We start from the raw sequence: 25,377 nt of genomic DNA, 5'->3' as shown, positions 1-25,377 counted from the left end.
GGGCGCGGTTTCTGATCACGCGGGAGGGGAGAGCTGTTCGCGCACCCATCTGGGATCGGGGTTGGTGTGTGGCCGGCCCGTCACGACGACGGTCGGCACGGTCTCGTCGCCGTCGTTGGCTGCTCTCACCGCTGCGGCTCCTGCCGGGTCGCGCCAGATGTTGACCCAGTGCAACTGGCGGGCGCTGCGGCCCAGCCGGATGCGCAGTCGTATGCAGTACTTGCAGCCCGGCCGCCAGAAGACGACCGGTCGGCCGTCGACCGCGCTGCGGCGTTGTGCCTCCTGCGCACCGATCGACCTCGGGAAGATCAGGGGTGAGTTCACGCCGGCGAGCGCCAGGAACGCCAGCAGGAGTGCCGCGGCTGTGCCGGGGCTCCCCTTGAGAATCTGCCCAGCCGCGACGGCTGAGCCGCTGAGTACCAGCAGCATCGGCAAGGTCCAAGCGCGCATCATGGTGATACAGGCTACCGATGAGTCGAAATGCTCCTCGAACCAGGCCGCTCACCTGGGCATTCGCCGGACAGGCGGACGACCCCCGCATGAGCATGCGTTCCGTCACAGAACCGTACTCATACGAAGGCCGCAGGGGTGAGTCTGCTGCACCCACGATGCCCGGCGGGCCGGTGACCTCGCCGGTCGACCTGACGCTGCTGGCTGAACACCGGCGTGGGCACGGCGCGTTGTACGAAGCGCTCAACCAGGGCCGCATCGACGCGGACAGGCTGCGCAAGGCACTGGCCGTGCGGCCACAGCCCAAGGCCGCCGACGGGCGCCCGGTCCTGGCCGTCGGTGTCTCCCCGTGGCTGCGTCCGGACGCGCCGACCAGCCCCGACCGGCTGTTCTGCCACGTCTACGGACGCTCAGGACGGTCCAGTGACCAGTTCATTCCCGGCTGGCCCTACTCGTTCGTCGCCGCGCTGGAGACGTGCCGCACCTCGTGGTGCCAGCTGCTGGACTCGGTCCGCCTGGGCCCCGAAGATGATGTCGCCGAGGTCACCGCCCGGCAGGTCCGCCGTGTCGTGAACGACTTGATCGGCCAGGGCCGGTGTGAGGACGGCGCCCCGGGCATCCTGGTCGTCTTCGACGCCGGCTACGACGCGCCGCGCACGGCTTACCTCCTTACCGGCATGACCAGCGAGGACGTCGACCTGCGGTGGCAAGCGTTCTTGAGGTGCTTCGATCTTGAACATACTTTCCGTTTTGTGAAGCAGACGCTCGGCTGGACCGTCCCAGGCTCCGTAGTTCCGAGGCCGCGGCCCGCCGCCCGTTCCGACGTGGGCGAATCAACCAGGCGCCCAGAAAGCGTCACCGAACGTAATCACCTCAAAGCTCACAGACCGTAGAAGCAAGCTCAGGGAGTGCACACCGCTTGACGGTGCGTCGGGGGTCGTCCGGCGGGTGGGCGGCTCGCCGGACGACCCCCGTCGTTTGCCGTGCTCAGGTCAGGCAGGCGGGCCCGGTTCCCGCCTCCTCCGGGCCGTTCCCCCACTCCCGCGGCAGTACCGCGAGGTCGCGCCCTACCCGTCGGCCCGGGGCCGGTGTGATCGGCGCGGCCGAGGGGACCGCCAGCACCCGGCAGCCCGCCGCCTCGGCCGCGGCCACCCCGGCGGGGCTGTCCTCCACCGCCAGGCAGGCCCCGGGCGGGAGGCCCAGGCGGGCGGCCGCCTTCAGGTAGGGGTCCGGGAAGGGCTTCGAACGGTCGCTCTCGCCGTCCGCCACCGTCGTACGGAACACCTCACCGCCCAGCGCCCGCAGGACCGTGTCCACCACCCGGCGCGGGAAGGCCGACACCAGGGCGGCGGGCACGTCGTCCCGCACCAGCCGGTCCAGCAGCGCGCGGGCTCCCGGCCGGAGTCGTACGCCCGCTTCCACAGCGGCGAGGAAGGTGTCTTCCAGTTCCGATTCCAGTCCGGCGAGGGTCGTGGGCTCCGGACACAGCTGTACGAGGAGGGACGCCGTGTCGGCGCGGTTGCGGCCGAGCACCCCCGCGCCCTCCTCGTCCGTGAGGGCGTGGCCGTGCGCCGATGCCACCTCCCGGGCGGCCTCCAGCCAGAGGCGTTCGGTGTCGACGAGCGTGCCGTCCATGCCGAGGAGCACCGCGCGCGGCACGGTGGGCACCGCGCCGCCGTCGAGCGTCCAGTGCGTGTCCTGCGTACGGTCCAGGGCCGCGTACACCTGAGCGGCGACGTCCTCGTGCCGGACCGGGCGGGCGGGGCGGGCCCCGGCCGTGATGTCCGGGCCGGCACAGGCCAGCCACGCGGTGCGCTCCACCGCGCTGCCGCCGCCGTGGCCGCCCTCGTCCCGGTGCCCGTGGTCGGTGACGACGAGGACGGTCCAGGCCTCCCGTTCGTACGAGGGGCGGGCGCGCAGGGCGGCGAGGAGGTCGCCCAGGCGGCGGTCCGCCGACGCGATCGACGCCTTGTAGGCCGCCCCGCAGCCCAGGTGATGGGCCGTCTCGTCGGGGGCGCCGAGGTAGACGAAGGACGCCTCGGGGTCCTCGTGGGTCAGGATGCTCACCGCGTCGCGCACGGTGGACTCGTCGGCCCGCTCCCAGGCCTCGGGGGTGTCGGCGGCCGGAGCGTGGTGGGTGAGCCGGGTGGGGTGCCGGAACATCGGGCCGCCGTCGGCGACGGTGACCAGGGGTTCCCAGGCGGCCGCGACGTAGGTGCGGCGGCCGTCCTGGCGGGACAGGCGGGTGGTGAAGTCCGGGAAGACGCCGAGGCGGTGGCCGTCGAAGTCGTTGCTCCACACGGCGTGCTTTCTGACGTTCACACCGGTGACGGTCGTCGCCCAGCACGGCCCCGACATGGTGGGCGTGCCCTCCGCCACGGTCACGGGGGCCAGGAAGCCCGCGTCGGCCACCGTGTCGAGGTGCGGGGTGCTCACGCGGTTCAGGGTGTCGAGGCGCACCCCGTCGATGCCGACGACGAGCACCCGGCGGGTACGGGACATGGCGGTCTCCCACGGCTCCAGGTGTACGGATACGGGTCAGGCCTGCTGGTGCAGGGTGCTCGGGTCCACCCCGTGGGCGAACGGCAGTCCGTGGGCGTACCGTTCGAGCTCGTCGACCGCGGCGTCCGCGAGCCGGTGGAGTTCGCCGCCCTGGGAACCCGCGATGTGCGGGGTGAGCAGTACGTTCGGCAGGTCGTAGAGGGGCGAGTCCGGAGGCAGGACCTCCGGTTCCGTGTGGTCGAGCACCGCGTTGAGGCGTCCGGCGGCCAGCTCCTTCACCAGCGCTTCCGTGTCGACCAGCGAGCCGCGTGCGGTGTTGACGAGCGTCGCCCCGTCCCGCATCAGCGCGAGGCGCGGGGCGTCGAACAGGTGCCGGGTCGAAGGGAGTTCGGGGGCGTGGATGCTGACGACGTCGCTGAGGGAGACCAGGGCGTCCAGGCCGGTCCGCTCGACGCCGAGGGCACGGGCTTCGTCCTCGTCGAGGTAGGGGTCGTGGACCAGGACGCGCAGGTCGTGGGGGCGGAGCAGTTCCACGACGCGGCGGCCGATGCGGGAGGCGCCGACGACGCCGACGGTGCGGCGGTAGTTGCCGATGGCCGGGAACCGGGTGAGGAGGTTCACGCGGGAGCGTTCCTCGCGGTAGAGGCGGGCGCTGTGCAGGACGTGCTTGTTGGAGAGGAGGATCGCCGCGACGGTGTATTCGGCGACGGGGAGGGCGTTGGCGGTCGCGGCGGTGCTGACGGTGATGCCGCGGTCCCAGACGTCCTGGGTGATGTGGTGCTTGACGGAGCCCGCGGCGTGGATCACGGCCCGCAGGCGGGGCATGGCGCTCAGGGCGGCGGAGCCCAGGGGCGGGCAGCCCCACCCGGTGAACAGGACCTCCGCGTCGCGCAGTCCGGCGCGCTGGGCCGGGTCGTCGGCGTCGAAGTCGGTGACGAGGAGTCCGGGGTCGAGGTCGGCGATCCGGGCGATCCGGTCCAGCGCCCCGGGGGCCAGGACCGCCGCGCGGGTCTCGCGGCTCATCGCCAGGACAGTGCGCGGGCGGGGCCGCCGGGACGGGGCGGGGTGGCTCACTTGACGGCTCCTGCGGTGAGGCCCGAGCGCCAGAAGCGCTGGAGGCAGAGGAAGGCGACGATCAGGGGGACGACGGCGACGAGCGACCCGATGATCACCAGCGGGTACAGCTCGGGCTGCTGGTAGACGTTCTGGTTCCACATGAACAGGCCCAGGTTGACGGGGTAGAGCCGGTCGTCGTTGAGCATCATGAGCGCGCCGTAGAAGTTGTTCCAGCCTGCGGTGAACGAGAACAGGAAGATGGTCACGAAGCCGGGCGCCAGCATCGGCAGGGAGACCTTCACGAAGGTCCGCACCTCCCCCGCCCCGTCGACCCTGGCCGCTTCCAGGACCTCGTCGGGGACGTACCCCTCGGAGAAGACGCGGGCCAGGTAGACGCCGAACGGGTTGACGAGGCTGGGGATCAGGACGGCCCAGTAGGTGTTGACGAGGCCGAGTTCGGAGGCCATCAGGTACAGCGGGAGCTGGACGACGGTCGAGGGGATGAGAACGCCGACGAGGACGACACCGAAGAGCTTCTCCCGGCCCCGGAAGGCGTACTTGTCGAAGGCATAGCCGCAGGCGACCGAGATCAGGGTGGAGAGCCCGGAGGCGACGACGGTGTAGAGGAGGCTGTTGAGCAGCCAGCGGACGAACACCCCGTCGTTGTGGGCGAAGAGGGCCTCCAGGTTGGACAGCAGGGCGAAGTCGCCCAGGCTGAACGGGTTGGTCGCGAACAGGTCCCGGTAGCTCTTGGTGGAGGCGATGAGCAGCCAGGTCAGCGGCATCAGGGTGTAGACGGCGACGACGGCGAGCACCGTGTTCACCACGACCCGGGAGGTGAGGCTCCCGGTGCGGCCTCCGCGGGCCGGCGGCCGTGGCGCGGTGCGGCGGGCGGTCCGGGCGCGCCGGGTTCTACGGGTGGGGTCGGACGGGGCATCGGGGGTGGCTGTCCGGGTGTTCATGAGGCCTTCCACCGGTTGCCGAGCTTGGTGACGACGAAGGACAGCAGGCCCGCGACGAGGGCGAGCAGCAGCGAGCTCGCGGCGGCCAGGCCGTAGTCATGGCCCTTGAAGGCGGCGGTGTAGATGAACATGGTCGGTGACCAGTCCTCGCCCATGGTGTTGGCCCGCAGTTGTACGAGTTTGGGGGCGTCGAAGAGCTGGATGGCGCCGACGCAGGTGAAGAGCAGGGTCAGGACGACGGTCGGCCGGATCATCGGGATCTTGACCTGGAGGGCGGTGCGCAGGGCTCCGGCTCCGTCGACGGTGGCGGCTTCCAGCACTTCGCGGGGAACGGCCTGGAGGCCCGCGTAGAAGATGATCATGTTGTAGCCGGTCCACTGCCAGGCGGAGATGTTGACGACCGAGAGGATCGCCTCGTCCTCGCCGAAGAAGTTCCAGCTCGCACCGAACGCGTCGAGGGCGTCGGTGACCGGGCTGAGGCCCGGGGTGTAGAGGTAGAGCCAGATCAGCGAGGCGATCAGGCCGGGCACGGCGTGCGGCAGGAAGTAGGCGATCTGGAAGAAGCGCCGGGCGCGGGCCAGGGTCGAGTCGACGAGCAGGGCGAGGATGAGCGCACCGCCGACCATGGCGGGGATGTACAGCACGCAGTAGAGCGCGATGTTCCCGAACGAACGGAGGAACGCCTCGTCCCCGAGGGCTTCGGTGAAGTTGCCGAACCCGGCGAAGGCGCGCTCGGTTCCGCCGAATCCGAGGCCGGAGGACTCCTCCCGGAAGAGGCTCATCCACCCCGCGTAGAGCAACGGCAGGACGGTGACGGCAAGGAAGAGGGCGAAGAACGGCACGGTGAAGAGCGCCACGGCCCTGCGCTGTCCGCTGCGGGTGCCGGGGCCGCCCGGGGCGCCGGGCCTTCCCGGTCCGGCGGTGGCGGCCGCCGGCGGTGCGGGCCGGGGCGGCGGGGTCTTGGCCGGCCGGGCGAGTGGGGCTGCCACCTGTTGCTCCTTCGGCGGGTCGGGAGGGAGGGGGACGGCTGGAGGTCGGGCCTCGGTGCGGTGGCCGTCCTGAGGGCGTCGGCGGGCCCGGGACGCTGCGTCCCGGGCCGGGCGCGCGGCTACTGGGCCAGCTTCAGGCCGCGGTCGGTGACCGCCTTCTCGCCCTTCGCCTGTCCGGTGCTCAGCATCCTGGTGTGGTCGCCGCCCGCGGCCAGCTGCGCCGAGGTCACCTGCTGCTGCACCGGGCCCCAGGTCCAGCCGGGCACGATGGTGTCGGCGGCCTCACCCGCCAGCGCGTAGACGTCCTGGTCTCCGAAGTAGGAGTTGTCGAACTCCTTCGCCGCCGCGGCTCGCATGCCCTCGTTGGCGGGCAGGGCGCTGCTGGGGGTCTTCAGCGAGCTGAGGCGGGCCGTCATGGCCTCGGGGTCGGTCGTGACCCACTTGATGAACTCGGCGGCGGCCTCGGTGTGCTTGCTGCCCTTGGGCACGACGTAGGAGGTTCCGCCGTACATGCCGGTGCTCGGCTTTCCCTCCCAGGTCGGCAGCGGGGCTATGCCCCACTTGCCCTTGGCGTCGGGGTAGCTGACGGGGAAGTTCCCCGCGCTCCAGGCGGCGCCGATGATGGTGGCGACCTTCCCGGTGGCACGCTCCTTGGTCTCGCCCTCGCCCCACAGCGGGGTCCTGGACGCCAGGCCGTCCGCGAGGAGGTCGTCCCAGTAGGCGGCGACCTTCCGGGAGGCCGGGTCGTCGATGTTCACCTTCCAGGCGTCGCCCTCGGTGCCGTACCACCGGGCACCCGCCTGCCAGGCCAGGCCGGAGAGCAGGGCGGGGTCGCCGCCGCCGAAGTTGGTGATGGTGATGTCCGGGTCGCCTCGGTGGATCTTCTCGGCGGCCGTACGGTACTCCGCCCAGGTCTTCGGCACGTCGACCCCGTACTTCTCGAACAGGTCCTTGCGGTAGAAGAGCTGGATGGGCGTGACGTCGAAGGGCACCGCCCAGGTGGAGCCACCGAGGTTGACCAGGGACTGGACCGCCTCGGGGAACTCCTTCTTCACCAGGTCGCCGGAGCCGGCGGTGAGGTCTTCCAGGTTGCCCTCGCTGGCGTACTCGGGCAGGGCGGAGTAGTCCATGGTCGCCACGTCGGGGGCGTTGCCGCCCTTGACCGCGTTGGACAGCTTGGTGACGCCCTCAGGGCCCGCCGGGACCAGTGAGAACCTCACCTTGATGCCGGTGTGCGCCTTGTTGAACGCGTCGGCCGTCTCCTTGGCGCCCGCGGTGGCCGACCAGAAGGTGAGGGTGACGGGCTCGCCGTCGCCGGGGGCCGAGGAGTCCGAGCCCGAGCCGCCGCAGGCGGTGACGAGCAGGGTCAGGGAAGCGGCGGACGCCGCGAGGGCGATGCGGGACGTACGGACGTTACGGGGCATGGGCCGACTCCTACGAGACCTCGGACTGCGGGAGATGAGGCGAACGCCACACATCATTTTGCGCAGAACCGATCACCGTCAAGAGCAAATGACCAATTCAATCGAATCGATCACGCATGCGGTGGGGCGCGGTCCCGCTGCCCGCCGACATCACCTCACCGCAGGGCTCCGAGCTCCGCACCGGCATCCCTCTCGGCATCCTGGACTGACGCCCGGTCAGGAAGCGGCGGCTCCGCACGAGACCCGGATGCGCAGGGCCGGCAGGATGTCGAGGTGGCGGCGGGCTCCGGGGCCCGCCGTGCGGGCGGCCGGCGCATCCGGGTCCGACGCGCCGAGGCGGGACAGCAGGAGCCGTGCGGCGGCGGCGCCCACGGCGCGCTTGTCCGGGGCCACGGCGGTGAGCGGCAGGTCGGCGAGGGAGGCGACCTCGTCGTCGTACGCGATCACCGCGAGGTCCTCGGGCACCCGTACGCCCCGGGCCTGGAGCCGGGGGATGAGAACGATCGCGTCGGCGTCGCTGTGCACGATCGCGGCGGTCACATGGCCGCTCGCCACACCCTCACAGAGATACTCCAGCGTCCGTTCGAACCGGTCCTGCTCCGATCGTGAGGGGGTGTTCTCCAGTGGTGAGGCAGGGACCGGGCTCAGTCCCAGCGCCTCGACCGCGGCCCGGTAGCCGACCTTGAGACGGGGCGCGGTGGGGCTGTCCTGCACGGCGAGCGCGATCGCCCGGTGGCCGAGCCCGGCCAGGTGCGCCACCGCCTCGGCGGCCCCGTGGGCGTGGTCCGAGCGCACCCGGTCCAGGCCCGCCGCCGGATGGCCGAGCGGGGCCCAGCGCTCCACCAGCACCACCGGTGTCTCCTGCTCCACCGCCCACAGCCCCTCGCCCGGCTCCGGGCAACCGCGCTCCCAGCTCGGCGTGAGCAGCAGCCCGTCGGCTCCCGTGGACAGCAGGCGGCGGGTCTGGGCCGCGTCCTCGTCCGGGAGGTAGTGGGAGAGCCCGATGGTCAACCGGGCACCCGCGGCCTCGACGGTCTCCCGGGCGCCGCGCACCACATCCGCGTAGTAGTACTCGGTGGTCGGCACCACCATGCCCACCACCAGCCCTTCGGCGGAGGGGGCGGCGGGTACGGGCCGGGGCTGTCCCGAGGGCCACACAACGGCACCGTGCAGCCGCTCCACCAGCCCCTGGGCCGCCAGCGCCTCGACGTCCCGGCGCAGCGTGACCGCGGACATGCCGAGCTCCGCGGCGAGTTCCGCGACGCGCAGACTGCCGCGCTCGCGGACGAGCTCCAGTACTCGCTCGTGGCGCTGGTCGACGTGCAGTCGCATGGATCCCCCTGGGCTCGGAGACGGCTGGGCTCTGACCTGTGACAACCATATCGATCACATCCGCTCGAAACGATCCGAGCACGGATTTGCCTCGATGCGGCGAGTTCGGGACCGGCGACTACCTGATCGCGCTCCGCGCGCTTCTACACGCCCCCGCAAGCGATCGATACGATCAATTCAGCCAAAGTCATTGAGCGAGTCGTCCGGTGACTGCTAGAAAGTGGCCGCCCGCTCAGAACAGTCGGATCCCGGGATCAGGTCCGCACTCGGCGCACCGGTTCCCGCCGGACACACGTCAGCGACCCGGAGCCCTCCCATGACTTCTGCCTGGTCCCGCCGTACCTTTCTGGCCACCTCCGCGGCACTCACTGCCACGGGCGGCGGCGCGCTGGTGCTGCCCGCGCCCCACGCCGCCGCCGACGACGATCCGTACACCGCCCTGCGCGCCACGTGGAGCGCACTGATCCTCGGCGAGGGATTCAGCCCGACCGCCGAACCGTTCAGGAGCCGGCTGGCCGACCTCGGTACGCGGGCCCGGCAGTTGCTGGAGACCATGGCCCCGGCGGACGGATCGCTGTGGCCCGACGCCGTGTTCGCCGACCCGGACCCGGACACCGACCCCGAGTCGTACGTCTTCTCCGGGCGGATGGCCGACAGCTTCCTCCGCCTCAGCACCATGGCGCAGGCCTACCGCCAGCAGGGCACCGGGCTGACCGGGGACGCCGGACTGCGCGACGCCGTGATCAGGGGCCTCGATCACCTCCACAGCCAGGTGTACAACGACCAGCAGACCCGGTACGGGAACTGGTACAGCTGGCAGATCGGCGCACCCCAGGCCCTGCTGGACGTGTGTGTGCTGCTGTACGACGCCCTCCCCCCGGAGCGGCTCGCGCGCTACTGCGCCGCGGTGGACCACTTCGTACCGGACTCCACCGTGGCCTCGTACACCGGGACGAGCACCGGGGCCAACCGGGTCGATCTGTGCCGGGTGCTGGCCCTGCGGGGGGTCGTCGGCGGGACCTCGGCCAAGATCGCCCTGGCCCGGGACGCCCTCTCCCCCGTCTTCCCGCTGGTGACCAAGGGCGACGGGCTCTACGCCGACGGCTCGTTCATCCAGCACACCACCGTGCCCTACACCGGCAGCTACGGATCGGTGATGCTCGGCGGGCTCGGGCTGCTGTTCGCACTCCTCAAGGGGACCGCGTGGGAGGTCACCGACCCGCGGCGGCAGGTGGTGTTCGACGCGGTGGAGAACGCCTGGGCCCCCTTCCTCTACAACGGTCTTGTCATGGACTCCGTCGCGGGCCGGGCCATCAGCCGCGGCGAGGGCGACGACCACCGGCGCGGCCATCCGGTCCTCGCGTCGATCGTGCTGCTCGGCCGGGGCGCGTCGGCCGCCGAGAACGCCCGCTGGCGGGGGCTGGTCAAGGGCTGGGCGCAGCGCGACTACTACAGCCCGCCGCTGAGCGACCCCTCACTCGGGCTGACCTCACTGGCCCGGATCAAGAGCGTCCTGGACGACACCTCGCTCACGGTGGTGCCCGAGCCGGACGGCCACCGGCTCTTCCCCGACATGGCCCGGGCCACCCACCGCCGCCCCGGCTGGGCCGCCGCACTGAGCATGGCCGATAGGCGGATCACCTACTACGAGACCGGCAACGGCGAGAATCTGCGCGGCTGGCACACCGGGGCGGGGATGCTCTACTGGTGGGGCGACACGTTCGCCAACGGCCAGTACAGCGACGCTTTCTGGCCCACTGTGGACCCCTACCGGCTGCCCGGGACCACGGTCTCGCGCAAGCCGCTGGCCGACGGGGCAGGCGGTGACTGGGGCGCGTCCCTGCCCGATGTGAACTGGGTCGGCGGGGTCACCGACAAGAAGCGCGCGGCGGTGGGGCAGTACCTGAAGGGGCTGTCGAGCACGCTGATGGCGAAGAAGTCGTGGTTCTTCCTCGACGACACCGTGGTGTGCCTGGGCGCGGGCATCCACGGCCGGGACGGCGCGGCCGTGGAGAGCACGGTCGACAACCGCAACCTGGGGCCGGTGGGCAACGCCCCCTTCACCGTCGGCGGTTCGGCCACACCGAGAACCCTCCCCTGGTCGGCGACGCTGACCAACACCTCCTGGGCGCATCTCGCCGGACACGGCGGCTACGTCTTCCCCGGCGGGGCCACCGTGAAGGCTCTGCGGGAGAACCGGACCGGGCGCTGGAGCGACATCAACACCGCGGGTTCCACGGACCCGGTCTCGCGCAAATACCTCACCCTCTGGTTCGACCACGGCCAGAACCCGACGGACGCCGCCTACGTCTACCAGGTGCTGCCGGGCGCGACCGAACAGCGGACCGCGGCGCGGGCGGCGGACAGCGACTGGCTGCGGGTGCTCGCCAACACCGACGACCAGCAGGGCGTCGCGGTCCCGTCGATCGGGCTGACCGCCGTCAACTTCTGGTTCGGCGGGAGCATCGGCCCGCTGGTGGCGGACGCCCCCTGTTCGGTGATGGTCACCGAACACGCCGACGGGACAGCCACCGTGTGCGTCAGCGACCCCATGCGCATGCGGACGAGCCTGACCCTCACGTGGGACCGGGCGGTCGCCTCGGTCGTCTCGAAGCCGTCGACCGTGACATCGGCGGCCACCGGGGCGTCGCTGCGGCTGGTCTTCGGCGACCTCTCCGGTACGCGCGGGGCGACGCAGACGGTGAAGGTGCGGCTCTCCTGAGCGGCCTGTCACACGGGAGTGCTCAGGTGTTCCTCGATCCAGCGGACTCCGAAGTCGACGGCGGGACCGGCCTCGAACAGACAGCTCCTGGCGGCGCCGACGGCGCCGGCCCGGCCGATGCCTGCGTCGAGCATGCTCCGGACGATGACCGCGAAGGGGTCCTGTCCCGCGGGCACGACGGAGGAGTAGTCGAAAGCGCCGTCCGTCGAGTCGATGTCATGGAAGGTGCGCCAGACCCGCTCGCCGTTCACCTGGACGGGCTGCTCGTACGTCACGAACCGTTTGCCGGGCGCCCGGGCCAGGGACTCCGCGAGGTGCAGCAGCGTCATCGTCTCCCGGGGCGCCCCGAGCAGCAGCACCCGCCCGCCGAGCGCGACGAGGCGCGCCAGCGGGCTGTCCGGGCCGTGCGGGTCGTCCCAGGGGTGGTCGGCCATCAGTGCGGCCGCCGACGGGCCGAGCGCCGCGAGGCTCGCGTCGGGGTGACGGCTGCGCACCGCCCCGGGCCTGCGGCGCAGGGCCTCCGGGAGACGGCCGTTGCCGTGCTCGGCCTCACTGAGCTCCGGGTCGTACGCGGGGTGGTGGGCGCGCAGGGCGTCCCGCCAGGTGCGGGGCCAGGTGGTGAAGTCGTACGGCGGGGCGTCGTTCCAGCCACAGGAGACCATCAGTGTGCCGGTCGTGCCCACCACATCGAGGAGGGCGTCGATGACGGTCTGGGGGCCGCCCGGGACGTAGCCGATCGCGGACAGCCGCGTATGGAACATCACGGTGTCACCCCGGCCGAGGCCCAGCGCGGCCAGATCGTCCCTGATCCGGTCCCGCGTCACCGGCCCCCCGGAGCGCCGCAGCAGTGCTCGTACGTCCATGCCCCCACAGCCTAGGGCGCTCCGGGCAAACCGGCTGCCCCGGAGGCGCGGGGCGGTCATACTGTCGGCCGGCACCACGGACCGAGGACATGATCATGACGAGTGATGACCGGGTCGGGCCTCCCCTGTCCGGGAGCGAGCGCGAGACGCTGCGGGGCTTTCTCGACTACCACCGCGAGACTCTGGCCATGAAGTGCGCCGGGCTGAGCGACGAGCAGTTGCGCGAGCGTTCGATGCCGCCGTCCACGCTGTCGCTGCTGGCTCTGGTACGACACCTGACCGAAGTGGAACGCGCCTGGTTCCGGCGGGTGTTCGAGGACGGCGATGCGCCGATGGTCTGGTCACAGGAGCCTTTCGACTTCCAGGCCGCGTACGACGCGAGCGCCTCGAACCGCGCCGAGGCGTTCGCGGCCTGGGAGGCCGAGGTGGCGACCTCGCGCCGCATCGAGCGGGAGGCGGCGTCGCTGGATCTGCCGGGCCGTCGGCCCCGGTGGGGCAAGGACGTCTCGTTGCGGATGGTCATGGTTCACGTCCTGCTGGAGTACGGCCGCCACAACGGGCACGCGGACCTGCTGCGCGAAGGGGTGGACGGGACGGTGGGCGCCTGAGTGCGCGAACCTCCCGTGGGTAGGGCGTGGTTCGGCGGAGCGCCGGTGGTGCGGGCGTAGACCGCGGAGCGCCGACGGGCCGCCTCGTAGACTCGGCCGCATGACTCGGCAGCCGGTCTCCCCCGACCTCGTCTCCACGTTCGCGCCCGACGGCACCCTGCGGGCTTCGATCAATCTGGGCAACCCGATCCTGGCGGGCCGGGACGCCGAGACCGGTGAGCCGGCCGGCGTCTCCGTCGACCTGGCGCGGGAGTTCGGGCGCCGACTCGGGGTGCCGGTCGAGCTCGTGGTCTTCGATCGGGCCGCGCTGTCGGTGGACGCGGTGAAGGCGGGCCGGGCGGACATCGGCTTCTTCGCGGTGGACCCCGCGCGCGGCGAGGGGCTCCGCTTCACCGCGCCGTACGTGCTCATCGAGGGCAGCTATCTGGTGCCCGACGCGTCTCCGGTCACCGAGAACGGCCAGGTGGACCGCGAGGGAACCCGGATCTCGGTCGGTTCGGGGTCCGCGTACGACCTTTTCCTCACGCGCGGGATCCGGCGCGCGGAGATCGTCCGGTTCCAGGGGGCCGGTCCCGCGCTCGCCGCCCTGCGGGCGGGCGAGGTGGAGGTGGCGGCCGGTATCCGGCAGCTGCTGGAGGGCGAGGCCGCGCGGGCTGTCGGCGTACGGGTGCTGCCGGGCCGGTTCATGGTGATCCAGCAGGCCATGGGCACGCCCGAGGGGCGGGGCACGGCGGCGCAGGAGCTGCTGGCGGCGTTCGTGGAGGAGATGAAGGCGGGCGGCTTCGTCGCCGACGCTCTGAAGCGTCATGGCGTCGAGGGCGCGACGGTCGCGCCCTCCGGCTGAATCTCCTCACGGCGCCCGGGGGTCCAGGGCGAGACGGGGGCATTCGGCGTCGGCGAAGGCGGCGTGGAGGCGAGTTCGGCGGCAAAGCGCAGGTCACCCTCCGCGGCGAAGGCCCGGACCTGTTCGAGGGCCCGGTCGACGCCGCCGGGGCCCGGACCCGGTCACCGCCGGAAGCGGGCCGAAGGGATGAGGGACGGAGCACGGATCGCCTCGGCAGCTCAGGAGCGGCGGCAGGTCAGCACGCGGGTGGTGCTGCCGTCGTCCTCCTCGATGTCCCGTACGTGCTCGAAGCCGATGCGGGCCAGCAGTGTCAGCGAGGCCTGGTTCGCCGCGGCGACGGTGGCGTGCACCTCGGTGAGCCCGAGGGTCTCGAAGCCGTGGGCGACGAGGACCTGTGCCAGCTCGGTGCCCAGGCCGTACCCCCAGGCCGTCGGCGCGAGGGCGTAGATGATCTCGTGGCCGCCGCCGACGGCCTCGGTCGGCTTGATCTCGGCGTGCCCGACCAGGAGACCGTCGCGTCGAACGGCCCAGACGGCGAACAGGTCCTGGGCGTAGACCTTGCTGAAGATCCGTCCGAACAGGGCGCGGTCCTCCGCCTCGGAGGCGGGCCGTCGCCCATCCAGCGCGACACGCTGGTGTCCTGGAACAGGGCGACGAAGGCCTGTTCGTCCTCAGGGACGTACGGCTCCAGCAGGAGCCTGTGGGTGCGCAGAGTCGGGGTCACAGGCGGTGACGCTACCGGGGCCGTGTCCCCGTCGGCGAACCCCTTTCGCCCGCGGGCCGGGAGGGCGGTTCCCCTCAGGGCCGGGGGCCTGCCGCCGGGTCCTCCCTCAGCAGTCGCAGGGCCTTCTCCCGCAGCCGCCTGCGGTGTTCGGGGTCGGTGGCCCGGTCGGCGGCGCGGCCCAGTTCCTCGGCGCGTTCACGGGTGCGGCGGGCTCGTTCCACCGGGGTGTCGGGCAGGTTCATGCGGGTGTCCTCCGTCGTGGGTCCTCCGTCGGCGGCCGACGCGGTGCGTGCGACCGGCGTCGGGCGCGCGACCGGAGCACCAGCGTCACCGGAGCCGGTCCGGTCCGCATCTCGTGCGGCTACGCTCAGTAACTCCCGGCGGGGCTCCCGGCGGGGCTCCCGGCGAGAACCGGCACTCGGGGGGCGAACGACCGTGCGTGGACTGGACGGTCAGTCGACGGTGTGGGCGGGGTGGCCCTCGGTCCGGCGGGCCTCCTTCATCTCGGCCTCGTAGAGGTGGTCGCGGCCTTCGGCGAGTTCCTGTCTGATCTGCCGTTCGATCGCCCGGAACACGTCGTAGTAGGTCGCGTTGTACTCCTCGACGATCTGGAACGTCCAGTGCCCGGGAATGACATTGCGGCCGAGAATCTCCCGTTCGACCTGCTCGGCCTGCGGCCCGTGCCCGGCCTCGCGCAGCAGGCGCACCGCATCGTCGAGGCAGAGGTCGGCGCTCCCGGTGAGCTGATGAAAGTCGTAGAGGGCACCGCGAGCCCGCTCGGCGGTCTCCAGCGCTTTCGAAAGGGCCCCGAGGGCTTCGACGGTGGTGTCGCTGACGCCTTCCGGGCGCCGGTGCCGGGGGTCGAGCGGCCGCGCTTGGGCGTTCATCGGGGCTCCTTCTCGGCGTGGAGGCGTTGGATCACCTGCCCACCTTCCTACCCCGAGCGGCGTCACTCCCGCCGGTGGACCGCCCGGACGGAGGAGGCCGACGGCAACCACCTGCACCCCTAATATTCCTTATCACTCCTTAACATGCCCTCCATGGAGCATTTTACGTTACGATGAGGAAGCATGGAGAGCGATGAACGCGAGCTGTACTCGATCGGCGAGGTGGCCGAACGGCTGGGCCTGCATGTGCGGACCGTCCGGAACTACGTCCGCGACGGAAAGCTCAGGGCCGTCCGGATCGGCAAGCAGTACCGGATCAGCCGGGAGGACTTCGAGGCCCTTACCGGCCGTACCGCCGAGGCCGCCCCGGGTCCGGCCTCCGCGCCCGCACGCGGCCACCTGGAGGTGTCCAGCATCGTGCAGATCGACGGGCTCACCCCGGACGCCGCACACCGTTTGAGCACCTTGGTCACGGCGAGCGCCCAGTCCGCGCGGAGCCCGTCGGACTCCCTGCGCATCCAGACCGTCTACGACCAGGAGCGAGCCCGAATGAAGATCGTCGTCCTCGGCGGCGCCGCCACCACCGCGGAGCTGCTGCACCTGATCGACAGCGTGACGGGCCCGGACAGCGGTCTGTTCCCCTCCACGGAGAGCGGACAGGGGGCGGACCATGACTGACGTCATCGAGGAGCACCACGGCGTACCGGTCCTGGTGTGCGACGCCGACGGTGTGCAGATCGCCACCGTCCAGGACGCCCTCGACCAGCTGATCGGCATGGCCTTCCAGGGCGCGGAGGTGGTGGCCGTGCCGGCCGCGCGCCTGGACGACCGCTTCTTCGACCTCAGTACCGGTTTCGCCGGGGAGGTGCTGCAGAAGTTCTCGGCCTACCGGCTGCGCCTGGTCGTCCTCGGGGACATCGGCCACCACCTCTCGGCCAGTGCCGCCCTGCCCGACCTCGTGCGTGAGGCCAACCGGGGCAGGGACGTCTGGTTCCTACCGGACTTGGACGCCCTCGCCGCCCGGCTGGCCTAGGACTTGTCCGGCGGCGCACCCCCGGCCGCAGCCCCCGGCTCAGCCCTCCTCGTCCTCATCGCCCTCGAAGGCGTCACCGATCTCGTCGACCACTTCGGCGGCGACCATGCCCCCGACGACGCCGACGGCCACACCCGCCGCGACTCCGGCCACCACCGCACCGGTACCGGGGCCCGAGCGGCGGTGGGCGTCGTCGTCGTGGTGACCGCCGTGGTGTCCTCCGTACGGGGACGGGGCGGCGTACGCCTCGTGTCCGGCGATGACCTGCTTCAGCCAGCCGTCGACCCGGTCGTTCCAGTCGGCCCGCGGGGCGGTGTGGTGGGAGGCCGTGAGGCGGTGGACCGTGTCGTGTCCCCGGAGAGGAGTCCGGCGCGCTTGTCCCGGGCCCCGGCGATCTCCAGCTCCGTCCGGATGCCGAGGACGGGGCCGAGGTGCTGGCCGTGGAGTTCGGTGATCGGCGTCTCCCAGGGCAGGGCGACGGTGAACGGCACGGTGAGCTCGGCCTCCGCGGCGAGCCGGAAGCCGCCGCCGACGGTGAAGCTGTCGAGGGCGACCGTGCCCTCCTGCTCCTCCTCCTGGCCCTCCTTCTCCACCCGGGCGAGGAGGAGCAGAGTGATCCGTGACCGTGTGGTCCGTGACGGCTGTGACCGAGGAGGCCTGTGCCGCCCCGCCGGGCGAAACCGCCCGCGAAGGTACAAGGGTTTCCCAACCGCACGACCGTTACGCGCAGTTCCGGCCATCAAGATCACCGGTTGCCGCCCGCCCGTCGAGCACTCACGCCACATCCCCCTCCGCCACGGCTCTTCCCCAGGTGACACCCCGTGTGATACCTGCCACTCCCGTTTGCTTTGCGGTCCCTTTAATATCGACGGGGTGGGTTCACAGCCCACCTCCGTCGTCGACCGGACGACCCGAACAGAGAAGGAGCTGCGGTACCGCAATGGGTGAACCTCCCAGTACGAACCGTGTCATCACCACCCCGGCACACCAGGGGATGGAGGTGACACGGTGAGCGAAGTGATATTGCTCCTCCTCGCCCTCGGGCTGACCCTGGCCTGCGCGGTGTTCGTCGCGGCCGAGTTCTCGCTGACCACCGTCGAGCGCGGCGAACTCGAACGCGCCACGCAAGCCGGTGAGCGCGGCGCCGAAAGTGCGCTCAAGGCCGCCAAGCGGCTCACTTTCCAGCTCTCCGGCGCACAGCTCGGCATCACCGTGACCTCTCTGGTCATCGGCATGCTGGCCGAGCCGTCCATCGCCGTGCTGCTCCGCGGCCCGCTGGAGGCTGTCGGGCTTCCCTCCGGCGCCGTGTCCACGGTCGCCACCCTCCTCGGTGTGGCCCTGTCCACCGTCGTCCTCATGGTGATCGGTGAACTGGTCCCGAAGAACTGGGCGATCTCCAGCCCGCTGGCGGTCGCCAAGGTCGTCTCGACCCCGCAGCGGGCCTTCACGGCCGCCTTCGCCCCGCTGATCCGGCACCTCAACAACACCGCGAACCGTGCCGTACGGCGGATGGGCCTGGAGCCCGCCGAGGAGCTGGCCTCCGCCCGTACGCCCCAGGAACTGATCGCGCTCGCCGAGCACTCCGCCCGCGAGGGCGCCATCGAGGAGGACTCGGCCGAACTCTTCGTCCGCACCCTGAACCTGGCGGAGCTGTCAGCCGAGAACGTGATGACGCCGCGCGTCGATGTGCGGGCGCTGGAGGCCCACGCCACCGCCGCCGACGCCGCAAACCTCACGCTGGCCACCGGCCTGTCCCGGTTCCCCGTCTACCGCGACAGCCTGGACGAGGTCATCGGCACGGTCCACATCCGCGACGTCCTCGCCCTGGACGAGTCCGAGCGGGCCCGGACCCCGGTCACCGCGCTGGCCACCGAACCCCTGCTCGTCCCCGATTCGCTGCCCGTGGACCGGCTGCTCACCCAGCTGCGCAAGCACCGCACCATGGCCGTGGTGATCGACGAGTACGGCGGCACCGCGGGTGTCGCCACCGTCGAGGACATCGTGGAGGAGGTCGTCGGCGAGGTCCGCGACGAGCACGACCCCCACGAGCGCCCCGACCTGGCGCCCGCCGAACCCCTCGGCGACGGCCGCCCGGTCTGGGAGGCCGAGGGCAGCATCCGCCTCGACCAGCTCGACCGGATCGGGTTCAGTGCGCCGGAGGGCCCCTACGAGACGCTCGCCGGTCTCGTCGCGACGCAGCTCGCCCGCATTCCCGTCCGCACGGACCGGCTGGAGCTCAACGGCTGGCAGTTCGACGTCCTCGACATCGAGCACCACCGGGCCGACCGGGTCCGGATCACCGCGCCCGCCCCGGCGCTGGCCCTCGTGGAGGAGGACGCCCGATGACCGCCATCCAGCTCGCCATCGGCGCGCTCACCCTCCTGACCAACGCGTTCTTCGTCGGTGCGGAGTTCGCCCTGATCTCGGTACGCCGCAGCCAGATCGAGCCCCAGGCCATACGCGGCAGCCGACGCGCCAAGAGCGCCCTGTGGGGCCTCGAACACCTGTCGGCCGCCATGGCGACCGCACAGCTCGGCATCACCATCTCCTCGCTGGTGCTGGGCGCCGTCGCCGAGCCGGCCATCGCCCATCTGCTGGAGCCGCCGTTCGACGCGGTCGGCGTGCCGGACGCGCTGGTCCACCCGATCGCGTTCGTGATCGCACTGACCCTGGCGACGTACCTGCACATGCTCATCGGCGAGATGATCCCGAAGAACATCGCGCTGGCCGCCCCCGTCGCCACGGCCCTGGCTCTCGGGCCCTCGCTGGTGACCCTGACCCGGGCGCTGCGCCCGGTGATCTTCGGCATCAACGCCTTCGCCAACACGCTGCTGCGGCTCCTCAAGGTCGAGCCCAAGGACGAGGTCGCCTCGGTGTTCACCGACGACGAGCTCGTCCGGCTGGTGAAGGACTCCAGCGACGCGGGTCTGCTCGCCCCGGCCGACGGCGAGCGCCTGCGCGACGCCCTGGAGCTGGGCACCCGGCCGGTCGGCGAGGTGATGGTCCCGCTCGGCCGGACGGTCACCGTCGACCTCGGCATCACCCCGCAGGGGCTGGAGCGGGCCGCCGTCGCGTCCGGCTTCTCCCGGCTGCCGGTCACCGGACCGGACGACGGGATCCTCGGCTACCTCCACATCAAGGACGCCCTCGGTGTCGCGGAGCGCACCAAGCCGCTGCCCACGAGCGCGATCCACCCCGTCATCCGGGTCGAGATCGACACCCCGCTGGACGATGCCCTCACAGCTATGCGCGCCGCCGGTACGCACCTCGCGGCGGTCGCCGGGGACAAGGGCACGGTCATCGGCTTCGTGGCGATGGAGGACGTGCTGGAGGAGCTGGTGGGAGCCGCCGCGGTCTGACGGACCCGGGAGCACCCGGCATCGAAGCGGAAGCCGAGGCGGCCCGTCGCGCGCACCTGCGCGGCGGGCCGCTTTCCGTGTGCTTCCGCGCGGCGGGCAGCCTTCGTCCTCACGTGCGCGGCGGGCCGCCTTCGTCCGTGCATGCCCGGCGGGCCGCTTTCCGGCCGTCGGGCCCGACCGCCGTACGGGCCCGCCCCGAACGCGTAAGCTCGGCGAATGGCCAAGTACCTTGACGTACACCCCGAAAATCCCCAGCCGCGCACCATCGCCACGGTGGTCGACAGCATCCGCTCCGGTGCGCTCGTCGCGTACCCGACCGACTCGTGCTACGCGCTGGGCTGCCAGTTGGGCAACCGCGACGGCATCGGCCGGATCCGGTCGATCCGGAATCTCGATGACCGCCACCACTTCACGCTGGTGTGCCACGACTTCGCGCAGCTGGCGCAGTTCGTCCGTGTGGACAACGACGTGTTCCGTGCCATCAAGGCGGCGACGCCCGGCAGTTACACCTTCATTCTCCCGGCGACGAAGGAGGTGCCCCGCCAGCTGATGCACCCGAAGAAGAAGACGGTCGGCGTGCGCATCCCCGACCACGTCGTGACGCAGGCCCTGCTCGCCGAGCTCGGCGAGCCGCTGCTCTCCAGCACGCTGCTGCTGCCGGACGAGGAGGAACCGCTGACGCAGGGCTGGGAGATCAAGGAGCGGCTCGACCACGAGGTGGACGCCGTGGTCGACTCCGGCGACTGCGGCACCGAGCCGACCACGGTCATCGACTTCTCCGGTGACGAGCCCGAGATCGTACGCCGGGGCGCCGGTGACCCGTCCCGCTTCGAGTGATTCGAGTGAACGGCGCGGAGGTGGGTGCGGCGGGTGCGCGGCTGCGGACCGCCCCCGCGCACCCCCTCCCCGGTGTGTGTCACCACAACGGTGGAACTCGCACCGGCGGGCGGCCGAGCGCCCGCGCCGAGCGGGACGCGAGCCCGTTCACCGCCGGACCGTCCGGGCCGGGGATGCGCGGCCGCGAGGCGCGTCGCAGGGTGGACCCATGGCGAATCCCCCGATCGTCATCCACCGGCCGACCCCTTCAGGCGGCCGCCGGGTGACCGTGCACTACGAAGGCCGGGACGAGATACTCGGGCTGGCCCACAGCGACCACGACGTCATCGTGTTCCTGACCGAGGCGGGCCTGGAGGAACCGGACCGGATCCTCGACAACCCGGTCTGGGTGGAGTGGCGAGGCGGCAGGGCCCACCGCTACGAGGCGGCCTGAGGCGTCGCAGCGCCGCCGAGCAGGTCGTGGACCTCCTCGGCGCTGATTTCCCGGAGCTCCTCCGCGAGGAGGATCCAGCGGGTGATACCCACGGATTCGAGGAACGCCAGGTCGTGCCCGGCGATGACGAGGGCGCCCTCGTAGGACTCCAGAGCGCTTGTCAGCTGCCGCACACTGGCCAGGTCGAGGTTGTTCGTCGGTTCGTCCAGCAGAAGCAGCTGCGGGGCGGGGGCAGCGAGCATCGTCGCCGCGAGTGCGGCCCGGAAGCGTTCGCCGCCCGAGAGGGTGCCCGCGAGCTGCTCCGCGCGGGCCCCCTTGAAGAGGAACCGGGCCAGCTGGGAGCGGATCTGGTTGTCGGTGGTGCCGGGAGCCGTGCGGGCGACGTTCGCGGCCACGCTCGACGTGTCGTCGAGGACGTCCAGCCGCTGCGGCAGGAACTTCAGCGGCACGGACGCCGTCGCCTCGCCGGAGCTCGGTGCGAGCTCCCCGGACAGCGTGCGAAGCAGGGTCGTCTTGCCCGCTCCGTTGCGGCCGACCAGGGCGATGCGTTCGGGTCCGGTCACCTGGAGGCCTGCCTCACGCAGCCGACCGTAGGGGAGGGTCAGGTCCCGTACGGTCAGGACCGTACGGCCCGCGGGTACCGCGGTGTGCGGCAGGCTGATCCGGATCTCGGCGTCCTGGCGGACATCCTCGGCGGCTTCCTCCCGTCGCTCTCGGGCCTCGTCGAGACGGTCCTCGTGCAGCCCGCGCAGCCGGCCCGCCGACTCCTGGGCCGAGCGCTTGCGCTCACCGGCGACGATGCGCGGGGCACGCCGCTGGGCGTCCAGCTTCTTGTCGTGGCGCCGGCGGCGGGCCACCTTGACACGGGTCTCCTCCAGTTCGCGCCGCTGACGCCGTACGTCGGCCTCCGCGGCACGCAGCGTGCGCCCGGCGGCCTCCTGCTGGGTGGCGAGGGCCTCCTGGTAGGCGGACCAGCCGCCCCCGTACCAGCTCACCGAACCGGAGCGGAGTTCGGCGATGCGGTCCACGCGCTCCAGGAGGTCCCGGTCATGGCTGACGACGATCAGGATGCCGGTGCGCCAGGACTCGACGGCGTCGTAGAGGCGGCGGCGGGCGAACAGGTCCAGGTTGTTGGTGGGTTCGTCCAGGAGGAGGACGTCCGGGCGCTCCAGCAGCAGCGCGGCCAGGCGCAGCAGGACGGTCTCCCCGCCGGAGAGCTGTCCGACGGTGCGGTCAAGTCCGACACCGCCGAGCCCGAGGGAGCCGAGGGTGGCCAGGGCGCGTTCCTCGACGTCCCAGTCGTCGCCGACCGTCTCGAAGTGCTCCTCTTGTACGTCTCCGGACTCGATGGCGCGCAGGGCGGCTCGGCGTGCCGCGATGCCGAGCGCCCCGTCGACGCGCAGTTCGGTGTCCAGGGTGATGTTCTGGGGCAGATGGGCGAGGCGGCCGCCGACGGCGACGGACCCCGCGGTGGGCCGCAGCCGTCCGGCGAGCAGGCGCAGCAGGGTCGACTTGCCGGTGCCGTTGGCGCCGACCAGGCCGGTGCGGCCGCGGGGGACGGTGAGGGAGAGACCGTCGAAGGCGTTCGTGCCGTCGGGCCACCGGAAGGTGAGCTGGGAGGCGGCCACGGAGGCGCCGGGCTCGGTGGGATGGCTCATGGGGTTCTCGCAGTCGCAGAAGCGGAAGGAACAGGGCTTCGTATGCGAACAGCACGCGGCGACCGGGCCGGAGACCGGAGGAAAAGGTGGGAGGAGCAGTCCTGCGAAGGCGGGGAACGGCTCAGCACCGAGGTCGCATCCACGCGGAAGCCACGGACGGCAGATCTGCCGACAACGTCGTGACCAGGTACGGGCCTGGGCCGTACCGCGCGATGATCGCGGACCTCAGATGCGCAACGTCCACCTCTATCGGAGACAACAGGACCCGGTCAGGCTACCGGAGGCGCTGCCCGGGCGTCGAGGACGTTTCCTACGGGCTGCTCTGCGGGGCCGGTGCGGGGGCCGGGGCCGCGGCGGCGGGTGTGCGAGGTGCGGGCAGGTGGACGCCGGGCGGTACGACGGGGGTCCTGCGGATGGCGAGGGTGCCGAGGACGGCGGCGAGGCCCGCCAGGGCGAACCCGTAGGCCGGGGTGGCGCCCATGGGGTGGGTCTCGTACACCAGGGCGGCCGACAGCACGACCAGGATCGAGGAGACCCTGCCGTACGGTGCGGTGGCGGCGACCACCGCCATGCCCCACAGCAGGTACCAGGGCTGGACCATGGGCGAGAGAGCGACCAGGACGAGCAGTGAGAGACCCAGGGCGTGGGCGGGCGTCATGCTGCCCCGCATCGCGCGCCGGGCCAGCAGGACGATCACGACGAGCGCGGCGGCCAGGCCCAGGGTCTGCACAGCGGACTTGACCGGTGCCGGGTCGGTGCCCGCGAGCAGGTGCAGCAGCTCTCCGAGGCCGAGGCCGAGGTCACTTGGGACGGAAAGCGCGGTGTGGATGTTCGCGGCGACGCCCTGGGTGTGGAGCCAGCCGAAGCCGGTGCCGCCGATGAGCGTCGCCGCTCCGGCGACCGCGCACGCGATCAGGCCGGGCGCGAGGAGCCCCTTGGCCCAGCGGCGCGGCTGGGGTCCGGTGGCGGAGGCGTGCACGAGGACGCCGATGAACAGGAGCGCCACGGCCGCTGGGGACTTCACCATCATGGCGAGTCCGACGAGTGCGCTGCCGGTGATCCACCGGCCGCGCAGGGCCGGCACCAGTCCGGCGAGCATGAGGCCGATCATCAGCCCGTCGTTGTGCAGGCCGCCGATGACATGCATCAGCAGGAGCGGGTTGAGGGCGCCCAGCCACAGGGCGCGGCTCTCGCTGTGGCCGTGCTCGCGCGCCAGGCGGCGCAGTGCCCAGACGATCAGGATCAGCGAGGCGAGCGCGATGAGGCGCATGGCCAGGACGGCGGGGACGACCGTTCCGCCGGTGGTCCAGGCGACGGCGGCGGACAGCAGCAGGAAGAGGGGGCCATAGGGGGCGGGGGTGTCGCGCCAGTGGTTGCCGACGCTCGCGGCCGCGTCGCCGCCGATGCCTCCGGGGTCCAGGGCGGAGGGGCCGACCGTGTAGACGTCGTGCCCTTCGACGACCATCGCGCCCTGGGCGATGTAGCTGTAGACGTCGGCGCTGTAGAGCGGGGGCGCGAGCAGGAACGGGGCCGTCCACCAGGCGAGGGTGACGAGGGTGTCACGGACGGTGGAGGCGGTCCTGCCGTACTGCCACCAGGCGACGACGAGCGCGGTCAGTCCGAGGTAGGCGAGGACGGCCGCGGCCGCCTTGGTGGCGGAGCCGTGGTCGGTCCACAGGCCCCAGGGGTCGTGGGCCGGCAGCTTTCCGGAGAACCAGCCACCGACGGCGACCGCCAGCGATCCTGCCGCACCCAGCCGCCGGTGTCCGACCGCACTCATAGCCCACATGACCGGCCAACCTATCGGACGGCTCGCCGGGCGCCCGGGAGAGGTCCGGGGACAAGTCCGGGCGAGGCTCGTCGAGGCCGAGGTCCAGGTCGAGGACCAGGACGGGTTCGAGCAGCGCTGCTCTTCTCGAACGGCTCGACCAAGACGTTCACCGGTGCGCTCATGTCCGCCCAGGCCGACGCGCTCTTTGCTGACGCTGAAGCCCCAGGCCCCCTCCGGTTTCGGACGTCGCCCTCGCCCTCGCCCTCGCCCGCACAGCGGAGCATGGTGCGGGGCACGCCTCCCGGCATCGCCGTGCGCGACCGGTCTGCCGGTGCGGGTCAGCACGGCCGCGGGCCGCCTCCCACCGCACCGGTCTCCGGCCGGCCGTCCGGGCGTTCCGGGCGTTCCGGGCGTTCCGGGTGTTCCGGGCCACGGTGGCCAACGCGGCCCCCGCGTAAACCTGTTGGCGCGCGAAACCGGGCGTGCCAAGCTGCACCCGTAACGAAGGGGCGTAGCTCAGTGGCCAGAGCACCGGTCTCCAAAACCGCGCGTCGCAGGTTCGATCCCTGCCGCCCCTGCCCATCGCGTGCCGTCCGTCACCGCACGTCGCCGCGCCAGTCCCACTGGTGGCTGTCCGGTGCGCGCGGGCCGTACTCGGCGCGCCCGCCCGGTCCGTACGCACCGATCTCGGTGACCAGACCGACGCCCTCTCGCAGGTCGGCCTCGCTCCAGTCGGTGACGTCCAGCAGCAGCCCGTCGAGCGGGCCGCCGACCAGCTCGCGGTAGTCGTGGCCCGGCCTCGGCCCGGGGTGGGGATCGTCGTGATCGGTGCCGTACACCCGTCGCTGCCTCATCAGCTCGTCCATGCGGGCAGCATCCCACCGGGCACTGACAACGGCTCGGCACCAGCGTCCATCCGGCCC

Annotated in this window: 21 protein-coding genes, 1 tRNA gene and 5 pseudogenes; 11 read left to right on the top strand and 16 right to left on the bottom strand. The window is 71.9% G+C overall.

The window, feature by feature from the left end; genetic code table 11:
• Nucleotides 1–15: 15 nt before the first annotated feature.
• Nucleotides 16–453: a glutaredoxin domain-containing protein gene (locus tag CIB93_RS04175; protein WP_096624172.1), complete on the bottom strand. Its 438-nt coding sequence runs from the start codon at nucleotides 451–453 to the stop codon at nucleotides 16–18.
• Between the two features lie 164 nt (nucleotides 454–617).
• On the opposite strand from CIB93_RS04175, the pseudogene CIB93_RS04170 reads away from it, so the two are divergent.
• Nucleotides 618–1,261: pseudogene (locus CIB93_RS04170) on the top strand (transposase); the annotation flags it as partial.
• Nucleotides 1,262–1,437: 176 nt separating this feature from the next.
• Here CIB93_RS04170 and CIB93_RS04165 read toward each other — a convergent pair.
• The 6 genes from CIB93_RS04165 to CIB93_RS04140 all read right to left on the bottom strand — a co-directional run bounded on the left by CIB93_RS04165 (nucleotide 1,438) and on the right by CIB93_RS04140 (nucleotide 8,715).
• Nucleotides 1,438–2,952 carry an HAD-IA family hydrolase gene (locus tag CIB93_RS04165; RefSeq protein WP_096624170.1) on the bottom strand — a complete coding sequence of 505 codons (1,515 nt, stop codon included), beginning with the start codon at nucleotides 2,950–2,952 and terminating at the stop codon, nucleotides 1,438–1,440.
• 36 nt (nucleotides 2,953–2,988) lie between these two features.
• A complete protein-coding gene (locus tag CIB93_RS04160; protein WP_096624236.1) occupies nucleotides 2,989–3,975 on the bottom strand; it encodes a hydroxyacid dehydrogenase in 987 nt (328 codons plus the stop codon).
• Between the two features lie 47 nt (nucleotides 3,976–4,022).
• On the bottom strand, nucleotides 4,023–4,970 hold the full coding sequence (locus CIB93_RS04155) for a carbohydrate ABC transporter permease (RefSeq protein ID WP_096624168.1): 948 nt from the start codon (nucleotides 4,968–4,970) through the stop codon (nucleotides 4,023–4,025).
• Nucleotides 4,967–5,959, bottom strand: a complete 993-nt coding sequence (locus tag CIB93_RS04150; RefSeq protein WP_179499953.1) for a carbohydrate ABC transporter permease — start codon at nucleotides 5,957–5,959, stop codon at nucleotides 4,967–4,969. The genes CIB93_RS04155 and CIB93_RS04150 overlap by 4 nt, the downstream gene beginning before the upstream one ends.
• Nucleotides 5,960–6,078: 119 nt before the next feature.
• A complete protein-coding gene (locus CIB93_RS04145; protein ID WP_096624166.1) occupies nucleotides 6,079–7,383 on the bottom strand; it encodes an ABC transporter substrate-binding protein in 1,305 nt (434 codons plus the stop codon).
• Nucleotides 7,384–7,599: 216 nt separating this feature from the next.
• Nucleotides 7,600–8,715: a substrate-binding domain-containing protein gene (locus CIB93_RS04140; protein ID WP_096624164.1), complete on the bottom strand. Its 1,116-nt coding sequence runs from the start codon at nucleotides 8,713–8,715 to the stop codon at nucleotides 7,600–7,602.
• A 316-nt stretch (nucleotides 8,716–9,031) separates the two neighbouring features.
• On the opposite strand from CIB93_RS04140, the gene CIB93_RS04135 reads away from it, so the two are divergent.
• Nucleotides 9,032–11,437 carry a polysaccharide lyase 8 family protein gene (locus tag CIB93_RS04135; RefSeq protein ID WP_096624162.1) on the top strand — a complete coding sequence of 802 codons (2,406 nt, stop codon included), beginning with the start codon at nucleotides 9,032–9,034 and terminating at the stop codon, nucleotides 11,435–11,437.
• Between the two features lie 8 nt (nucleotides 11,438–11,445).
• On the opposite strand, the gene aac(3) is transcribed toward CIB93_RS04135, so the two are convergent.
• Nucleotides 11,446–12,300, bottom strand: coding sequence for an aminoglycoside 3-N-acetyltransferase (gene aac(3) / locus CIB93_RS04130; protein ID WP_096624160.1), 855 nt, complete (start codon nucleotides 12,298–12,300; stop codon nucleotides 11,446–11,448).
• A gap of 95 nt (nucleotides 12,301–12,395) precedes the next feature.
• On the opposite strand from aac(3), the gene CIB93_RS04125 reads away from it, so the two are divergent.
• Together CIB93_RS04125 and CIB93_RS04120 are read left to right on the top strand one after the other, a co-directional pair.
• Nucleotides 12,396–12,908: a DinB family protein gene (locus tag CIB93_RS04125; protein ID WP_096624232.1), complete on the top strand. Its 513-nt coding sequence runs from the start codon at nucleotides 12,396–12,398 to the stop codon at nucleotides 12,906–12,908.
• 100 nt (nucleotides 12,909–13,008) lie between these two features.
• Entirely contained in the window at nucleotides 13,009–13,752 is a 744-nt protein-coding gene (locus CIB93_RS04120) for an ABC transporter substrate-binding protein (protein ID WP_096624158.1), read from the top strand.
• 218 nt (nucleotides 13,753–13,970) lie between these two features.
• On the opposite strand, the pseudogene CIB93_RS04115 reads toward CIB93_RS04120, so the two are convergent.
• The 3 genes and pseudogenes from CIB93_RS04115 to CIB93_RS04110 form a co-directional block, all read right to left on the bottom strand.
• Nucleotides 13,971–14,476 (bottom strand): annotated as a pseudogene (locus CIB93_RS04115) (GNAT family N-acetyltransferase).
• Between the two features lie 74 nt (nucleotides 14,477–14,550).
• Complete coding sequence (locus tag CIB93_RS37650; protein ID WP_179499952.1) at nucleotides 14,551–14,718, bottom strand: DUF6381 family protein; 168 nt, start codon at nucleotides 14,716–14,718, stop codon at nucleotides 14,551–14,553.
• A 210-nt stretch (nucleotides 14,719–14,928) separates the two neighbouring features.
• Nucleotides 14,929–15,363 (bottom strand): hypothetical protein, encoded by a 435-nt coding sequence (locus tag CIB93_RS04110; RefSeq protein ID WP_096624156.1) that lies wholly within the window; start codon nucleotides 15,361–15,363, stop codon nucleotides 14,929–14,931.
• Between the two features lie 183 nt (nucleotides 15,364–15,546).
• Here CIB93_RS04110 and CIB93_RS04105 point away from each other — a divergent pair, with 183 nt between their 5' ends.
• Entirely contained in the window at nucleotides 15,547–16,041 is a 495-nt protein-coding gene (locus CIB93_RS04105) for a helix-turn-helix domain-containing protein (protein ID WP_096624154.1), read from the top strand.
• A complete protein-coding gene (locus CIB93_RS04100; protein ID WP_096624152.1) occupies nucleotides 16,034–16,396 on the top strand; it encodes a DUF4180 domain-containing protein in 363 nt (120 codons plus the stop codon). The genes CIB93_RS04105 and CIB93_RS04100 overlap by 8 nt, the downstream gene beginning before the upstream one ends.
• A gap of 39 nt (nucleotides 16,397–16,435) precedes the next feature.
• Here CIB93_RS04100 and CIB93_RS04095 read toward each other — a convergent pair.
• Nucleotides 16,436–17,181: pseudogene (locus CIB93_RS04095) on the bottom strand (sporulation protein).
• Between the two features lie 223 nt (nucleotides 17,182–17,404).
• On the opposite strand from CIB93_RS04095, the gene CIB93_RS04090 reads away from it, so the two are divergent.
• The 4 genes from CIB93_RS04090 to CIB93_RS04075 all read left to right on the top strand — a co-directional run bounded on the left by CIB93_RS04090 (nucleotide 17,405) and on the right by CIB93_RS04075 (nucleotide 21,025).
• The gene (locus CIB93_RS04090) at nucleotides 17,405–18,742 is read left to right on the top strand and encodes a hemolysin family protein (RefSeq protein ID WP_096624150.1); all 1,338 of its coding nucleotides are present in this window, start codon (nucleotides 17,405–17,407) and stop codon (nucleotides 18,740–18,742) included.
• On the top strand, nucleotides 18,739–19,755 hold the full coding sequence (locus CIB93_RS04085; RefSeq protein WP_096624148.1) for a hemolysin family protein: 1,017 nt from the start codon (nucleotides 18,739–18,741) through the stop codon (nucleotides 19,753–19,755). The genes CIB93_RS04090 and CIB93_RS04085 overlap by 4 nt, the downstream gene beginning before the upstream one ends.
• A 216-nt stretch (nucleotides 19,756–19,971) precedes the next feature.
• On the top strand, nucleotides 19,972–20,592 hold the full coding sequence (locus CIB93_RS04080) for an L-threonylcarbamoyladenylate synthase (protein ID WP_096624146.1): 621 nt from the start codon (nucleotides 19,972–19,974) through the stop codon (nucleotides 20,590–20,592).
• 208 nt (nucleotides 20,593–20,800) lie between these two features.
• The gene (locus CIB93_RS04075) at nucleotides 20,801–21,025 is read left to right on the top strand and encodes a hypothetical protein (RefSeq protein ID WP_096624144.1); all 225 of its coding nucleotides are present in this window, start codon (nucleotides 20,801–20,803) and stop codon (nucleotides 21,023–21,025) included.
• A gap of 181 nt (nucleotides 21,026–21,206) precedes the next feature.
• On the opposite strand, the pseudogene CIB93_RS39540 reads toward CIB93_RS04075, so the two are convergent.
• The 3 genes and pseudogenes from CIB93_RS39540 to mptB all read right to left on the bottom strand — a co-directional run.
• Nucleotides 21,207–21,588 (bottom strand): annotated as a pseudogene (locus CIB93_RS39540) (ATP-binding cassette domain-containing protein); the annotation flags it as partial.
• A 495-nt stretch (nucleotides 21,589–22,083) separates the two neighbouring features.
• A pseudogene (locus CIB93_RS39535) lies at nucleotides 22,084–22,683 on the bottom strand (ATP-binding cassette domain-containing protein); the annotation flags it as partial.
• A 310-nt stretch (nucleotides 22,684–22,993) separates the two neighbouring features.
• Complete coding sequence (gene mptB / locus CIB93_RS04065; RefSeq protein ID WP_096624140.1) at nucleotides 22,994–24,472, bottom strand: polyprenol phosphomannose-dependent alpha 1,6 mannosyltransferase MptB; 1,479 nt, start codon at nucleotides 24,470–24,472, stop codon at nucleotides 22,994–22,996.
• Nucleotides 24,473–24,959: 487 nt separating this feature from the next.
• Here mptB and CIB93_RS04060 point away from each other — a divergent pair.
• Nucleotides 24,960–25,032, top strand: a tRNA-Trp gene (locus tag CIB93_RS04060).
• An 18-nt stretch (nucleotides 25,033–25,050) separates the two neighbouring features.
• Here CIB93_RS04060 and CIB93_RS04055 read toward each other — a convergent pair.
• Nucleotides 25,051–25,320: a hypothetical protein gene (locus CIB93_RS04055; RefSeq protein WP_096624138.1), complete on the bottom strand. Its 270-nt coding sequence runs from the start codon at nucleotides 25,318–25,320 to the stop codon at nucleotides 25,051–25,053.
• Nucleotides 25,321–25,377 lie beyond the last annotated feature (57 nt).

Source organism: Streptomyces sp. WZ.A104 (genome assembly GCF_002382885.1).
GTDB lineage: Bacteria > Actinomycetota > Actinomycetes > Streptomycetales > Streptomycetaceae > Streptomyces.
This window is presented reverse-complemented; position numbering and strand designations above follow the sequence as displayed.

What these genes read in the sequence shown, in the direction of transcription:
- CIB93_RS04075 (WP_096624144.1), top strand. Translation starts at nt 20,801, where the DNA reads ATGGCGAATCCCCCGATCGTCATCCACCGGCCGACCCCTTCAGGCGGC.
- CIB93_RS37650 (WP_179499952.1), bottom strand. Translation starts at nt 14,718, where the DNA reads ATGAACCTGCCCGACACCCCGGTGGAACGAGCCCGCCGCACCCGTGAA.
- CIB93_RS04085 (WP_096624148.1), top strand. Translation starts at nt 18,739, where the DNA reads ATGACCGCCATCCAGCTCGCCATCGGCGCGCTCACCCTCCTGACCAAC.
- CIB93_RS04110 (WP_096624156.1), bottom strand. Translation starts at nt 15,363, where the DNA reads ATGAACGCCCAAGCGCGGCCGCTCGACCCCCGGCACCGGCGCCCGGAA.
- CIB93_RS04105 (WP_096624154.1), top strand. Translation starts at nt 15,547, where the DNA reads ATGGAGAGCGATGAACGCGAGCTGTACTCGATCGGCGAGGTGGCCGAA.
- CIB93_RS04155 (WP_096624168.1), bottom strand. Translation starts at nt 4,970, where the DNA reads ATGAACACCCGGACAGCCACCCCCGATGCCCCGTCCGACCCCACCCGT.
- CIB93_RS04175 (WP_096624172.1), bottom strand. Translation starts at nt 453, where the DNA reads ATGATGCGCGCTTGGACCTTGCCGATGCTGCTGGTACTCAGCGGCTCA.
- CIB93_RS04100 (WP_096624152.1), top strand. Translation starts at nt 16,034, where the DNA reads ATGACTGACGTCATCGAGGAGCACCACGGCGTACCGGTCCTGGTGTGC.
- CIB93_RS04125 (WP_096624232.1), top strand. Translation starts at nt 12,396, where the DNA reads ATGACGAGTGATGACCGGGTCGGGCCTCCCCTGTCCGGGAGCGAGCGC.
- CIB93_RS04135 (WP_096624162.1), top strand. Translation starts at nt 9,032, where the DNA reads ATGACTTCTGCCTGGTCCCGCCGTACCTTTCTGGCCACCTCCGCGGCA.
- CIB93_RS04080 (WP_096624146.1), top strand. Translation starts at nt 19,972, where the DNA reads ATGGCCAAGTACCTTGACGTACACCCCGAAAATCCCCAGCCGCGCACC.
- CIB93_RS04145 (WP_096624166.1), bottom strand. Translation starts at nt 7,383, where the DNA reads ATGCCCCGTAACGTCCGTACGTCCCGCATCGCCCTCGCGGCGTCCGCC.
- CIB93_RS04165 (WP_096624170.1), bottom strand. Translation starts at nt 2,952, where the DNA reads ATGTCCCGTACCCGCCGGGTGCTCGTCGTCGGCATCGACGGGGTGCGC.
- mptB (WP_096624140.1), bottom strand. Translation starts at nt 24,472, where the DNA reads ATGTGGGCTATGAGTGCGGTCGGACACCGGCGGCTGGGTGCGGCAGGA.
- CIB93_RS04160 (WP_096624236.1), bottom strand. Translation starts at nt 3,975, where the DNA reads ATGAGCCGCGAGACCCGCGCGGCGGTCCTGGCCCCCGGGGCGCTGGAC.
- CIB93_RS04120 (WP_096624158.1), top strand. Translation starts at nt 13,009, where the DNA reads ATGACTCGGCAGCCGGTCTCCCCCGACCTCGTCTCCACGTTCGCGCCC.
- CIB93_RS04055 (WP_096624138.1), bottom strand. Translation starts at nt 25,320, where the DNA reads ATGGACGAGCTGATGAGGCAGCGACGGGTGTACGGCACCGATCACGAC.
- CIB93_RS04140 (WP_096624164.1), bottom strand. Translation starts at nt 8,715, where the DNA reads ATGCGACTGCACGTCGACCAGCGCCACGAGCGAGTACTGGAGCTCGTC.